Source organism: Thermodesulfobacteriota bacterium, assembly GCA_040757775.1.
Lineage (GTDB): Bacteria > Desulfobacterota > UBA8473 > UBA8473 > UBA8473 > UBA8473.
Window position 1 is genome coordinate 1 of record JBFLWQ010000045.1, and the last position, 3,930, is coordinate 3,930.

Annotated in this window: 4 protein-coding genes; 3 read left to right on the forward strand and 1 reads right to left on the reverse strand. The window is 44.9% G+C overall.

Annotation, left to right across the window (positions count from 1 at the left end; translation table 11 throughout):
• The first annotated feature begins 520 nt into the window (after positions 1-520).
• Genes AB1401_15140 through AB1401_15150 form a run of 3 tightly spaced genes read left to right on the forward strand, consistent with a single transcriptional unit; the run spans position 521 to position 3,183 of the window.
• Positions 521-649: a hypothetical protein gene (locus AB1401_15140; GenBank protein ID MEW6616787.1), complete on the forward strand. Its 129-nt coding sequence runs from the start codon at positions 521-523 to the stop codon at positions 647-649.
• Positions 636-1,778 (forward strand): 2-hydroxyacyl-CoA dehydratase family protein, encoded by a 1,143-nt coding sequence (locus AB1401_15145; protein MEW6616788.1) that lies wholly within the window; start codon positions 636-638, stop codon positions 1,776-1,778. Before AB1401_15140 ends, AB1401_15145 begins: the two co-directional genes overlap by 14 nt.
• 4 nt (positions 1,779-1,782) lie before the next feature.
• A complete protein-coding gene (locus AB1401_15150; protein MEW6616789.1) occupies positions 1,783-3,183 on the forward strand; it encodes a 2-hydroxyacyl-CoA dehydratase family protein in 1,401 nt (466 codons plus the stop codon).
• A 143-nt stretch (positions 3,184-3,326) separates the two neighbouring features.
• Here AB1401_15150 and AB1401_15155 read toward each other — a convergent pair whose 3' ends face one another.
• Positions 3,327-3,770 carry a YbhB/YbcL family Raf kinase inhibitor-like protein gene (locus AB1401_15155; protein ID MEW6616790.1) on the reverse strand — a complete coding sequence of 148 codons (444 nt, stop codon included), beginning with the start codon at positions 3,768-3,770 and terminating at the stop codon, positions 3,327-3,329.
• Between the last annotated feature and the right edge of the window lie 160 nt (positions 3,771-3,930).

Consider the following 3,930-nt stretch of genomic DNA (forward strand, 5'->3'; position numbering starts at 1 on the left):
GTAGGTCCGCCGCTCGTCTTCTATCCCAGGGGAGATATTCCGACTCCAAATTTACCATTTCTCCGAGGACAGAAAAGTGGACAATTCATTTGTTACAAAAGCGGACAATTCTATTTGTTGACAACATACAATATTTGACACATCCTCCAAAATCCTCTTGACAAGGTTTTTAGTATCCCTTAGTATAAAACATGATAAATTTTTAGTAAAAGCTCCCGTATGATTAGACGCATTTCTCAAGTACAAGAGAGGAGATAACGTTGTGCCATCAATGCGTATATTTTTCTCCTATCACTCATTCTCTTATCCCGAAAAAGCCATAACCCCTCTCAAACTTTCAAAAAAGTAGGAAGATGGCAATTCCCAAACTGTCCCACAACATCTAGCTAGACCACCCATTCTTAGAGCGAAGTTACAAGATTCTGTTTTTAAACAGACCACAGACGCAGCAAAACTTACAACTCTCAAGTCAATGCTGGGAATGACTCTATAATAAATTCGTATGAGTTAAAAAGGGATTGTGATAGATTTTCTAAACAACCAAAAGAAAGGGGGAGACAAGAAAAAAGGGGGGGCTGGCAAATTGCCATTGGCAGAAAGACAACTCATTAAACTAACCAGAGAAAGGAGGGTATATGACTACGTTTGACAAACTGGAGTCCCATTTACGGACTAGGGTAGTGGACATGGCAAAAGCGAAGAAGGAGGGGAAAAAGATAATCGGCTATATCCCCGGAGGGTATATGCCTGAGGAGATGGTATATGCGGCGGGCGCTATCCCCGTAGGTCTCATAAGGGGCGGAGAGCATGTTCCCGTAGAAGTTGCAGGGGCATATCTCTCACGATGGATGGATACCTTCTGTCGGGCACAGATCGGCTACAAGGTGTTGAAAGAAGATGAAATCTACCAGATGATAGATCTGATGGTTGTTCCTGTGACAGACGTGAATATACGGTCTATAGCTGAAATGTGGGGTTGCTATTTTGGTACTTCCGACCTCTTTACCTTTGGTGTCCCTCATCGTAAGACGGAGCATGCCCTTCACTACTACATTCATGGGCTCAATCGTCTTAAAAACAAACTTGAAGAAATTACGGGAAACGAGATTACTGAAACAAAATTAAAGGATGCCGTAGCGCTATCCAACAGAGAGAGGCAACTTCTCAAGGAGATAAGTCTGATGCGGAAGTCTTCCTCCCTGTCCATAACAGGAAGGCAGTTTACACGATTGAACCACATCTCCTTTCTTGGTGAAAAGGCTACCGTAGTAAAGTTGCTTGGAGAGCTAAAGAACGAACTGAAGGAAGGGGCTAAACCATTTAAGGGACCTCGGGTTCTCCTTACAGGCTCTACCCTGGCAATGGGAGACTACAAGATATTCGACCTGATTGAAAAGGCTGGAGGAGATGTAGTTATTGAGGAGTTTGCCGAGGGGGTAAGGAACTATTGGCAGGCTGTTGACCTGAACGGTGATCTGATGGGGGCATTGGCAGACAGGTACTTTATGAGGAGGGTACCGCCAGCATGGTTTCGACAGAGCTACCCCGAGCGCTTCTCTTTTCTCACCGGCCTGGCTAAGGACTTCAACGCAGATGGTGCCATATGGTATCAACTGATGTATCGTGATGCCTACGATGTCGCTTCACACATTTTCCCTGATGTTTTCAGGAAGGAGACCGGTTTGTCTACGTTGAAGATTGAGTCGGACTATGACGAGGCAGAGGTGGGACCCTTCACTACCCGTGTTGAAACCTTCATTGAAACTATAAGGAGGTAGAGAGATGTATTATTCAGAGCTATTGAAACTATGTGCCTTTGAAGACAACGAGATAAAGAGGGAGAGTTGTCGAATCGAGAAGGCTTTTGAGAAACTGGAGATTCGTAAGGAAGACTGTGACCGGGCTTTGGAGAGGCTTCGGACATACTTCGACTTAGATTTGCTATCTATCAGAAGGATGTTCGGCCTGTGGATTAAGGAGCTTGTTGACCTGCTTAATGCTGAGGATGAAGGGAAAACGCTAGTTTACTATTCCTTCCCCAGCATCGGTGGTCTCGGGTTAGCAGTCTCCTTATCATCGGATAAAGTCCATTGTGTGGTTCCTGAAACCATTCTCTCTCATGCCCTGGGACAAATATTTGGTAACGAGAGGTATGATCCTCTACTGGAGGCAGCTGAGAAGAACGGGTTACCCCCGGGGCTGGGATTATGTTCCCTCAATCAGGCTCGTTGGGGGGCCATAGTCAAGGGGATAATCCCCCCTCCAAGGGCAACCCTGACATCAGCCTATTTCTGTGACCAGACCAGCCAGACGGATGATCTCCTGCTGCACAGATTTGGGGGGACCGAGGTCATTCCCATGGATAATTGTCTCGATTCAATCTGGGGGGAATTTCCCAACTACGATGAGGAACGCGTCAAATATCTGGGCAAGGAGATCAATAATGCCTATGCCAGGCTAGAAGAGGTCTTGGGTATCAAAATTACCCAGGAGGCATTCGATAAGGTAAACAGGTTTCTTGGGCAGTTCTGGATGGCCATGAACAATATAAACGAGTTCCAGAAAAATGACCCTGTGCCTTTAGGTGCTGCCCACTGGGCCATCTTCCGCTTCCTTGGTACAGCAGGCAGTGCCAGGGTAGTAGAGGAGCTTCCCGGTATGATGAACGAGCTCGTTAAAGAAGTAAAGAAAAAGGTAGATGAAGGCAAAGGAGTTGGGGAAAAAGGTGCCCCCAGGGTTCTCTGGTGCATGCCCTTCTTCAGTGATCCTGCCATCCTGCATATGGCGGAGAGTGTAGGTCTGGCTATTCCTGTACAGTGGATATGCTATTTCTGGCCTACTCCTCCGTGGAAGACCAAGTACACCACCTTCGGTGAGCAAAAGGCTGAAGTGGAGATGAAGGTTGGAGCATATGGTAGCGCCTCTGCATACCCATGGAGGATAAAACAGGTCGCTGAAATATGGAAACCGGACGGTTTTGTGTGGGATTACCTGTTCTCGTGCAGACCATTTGCAATGCTTTCTCTTGCAACAAAGTACGAAGTGGAAAGAGACCTCCATCTACCCACGCTCGCTCTGGAGGTGGATATTTATGACACCAGGAGTTATAGTGCCCAGGCTCTGCGAACCAGGGTGGAGACCTTTGCTGAGATGCTTCGGGCAAGGAAGGCTTTGGCTGCATAGGGGCTGTTAATCTTAAATATTCCTGCTATCGTTTGACCGACCAGATATGGATTCTTGTCAAGAAAATAATGACATATGAAGGTGTAACCCCCTTGCTCTGAGAGGTTCATAAAATGATTAAGAGGTGGGTTGAATTTACTGTTTCATCTGCCTCTTTTATAGAGCCCTATTAATTCCGCTTTTGAAAGAATATGTCCTTTGATTGAAGACTCAATATCGCCTTTTGTTATATTCTGCCCGAGGTTCAGAGTTATATCAAGTGCATAGAGCTTAAAAAAATATCTGTGCGTCCCGGAGGGAGGGCATGGTCCTCCATAGCCATGTTTCCTAAAATCATTCATACCCTGTTTTGCGCTTTTGGGAACAGAGTTTTCTTTTATCTCTGAAGTCTTCGGATCAATGTTCCAGAGGACCCAGTGAACCCATGTGCCTACAGGGGCATCTGGATCATCAACTATGAGAACAAGTGATTTTGCCTCAGATGGAACGTCCTCAAATTTAAGAGGGGGATTTACGTCAGAACCATCACAGGTATATTTCTTTGGTATTTGCTCATTTTGTTTAAAGGCAGAACTTGAAATTTTCATCTGAACCTCCTTTCCATAAACATTTACAATAATAAAAGGTGATTATAAAAGATTTGGCACCAAATTTGTGATATATTTTGTTATCAGATTAAAGATAGATTCTTTTCTATTATTATAACGGAATTCGAGTTCTTTTAAATATAATGGAAACTTTTCTTTT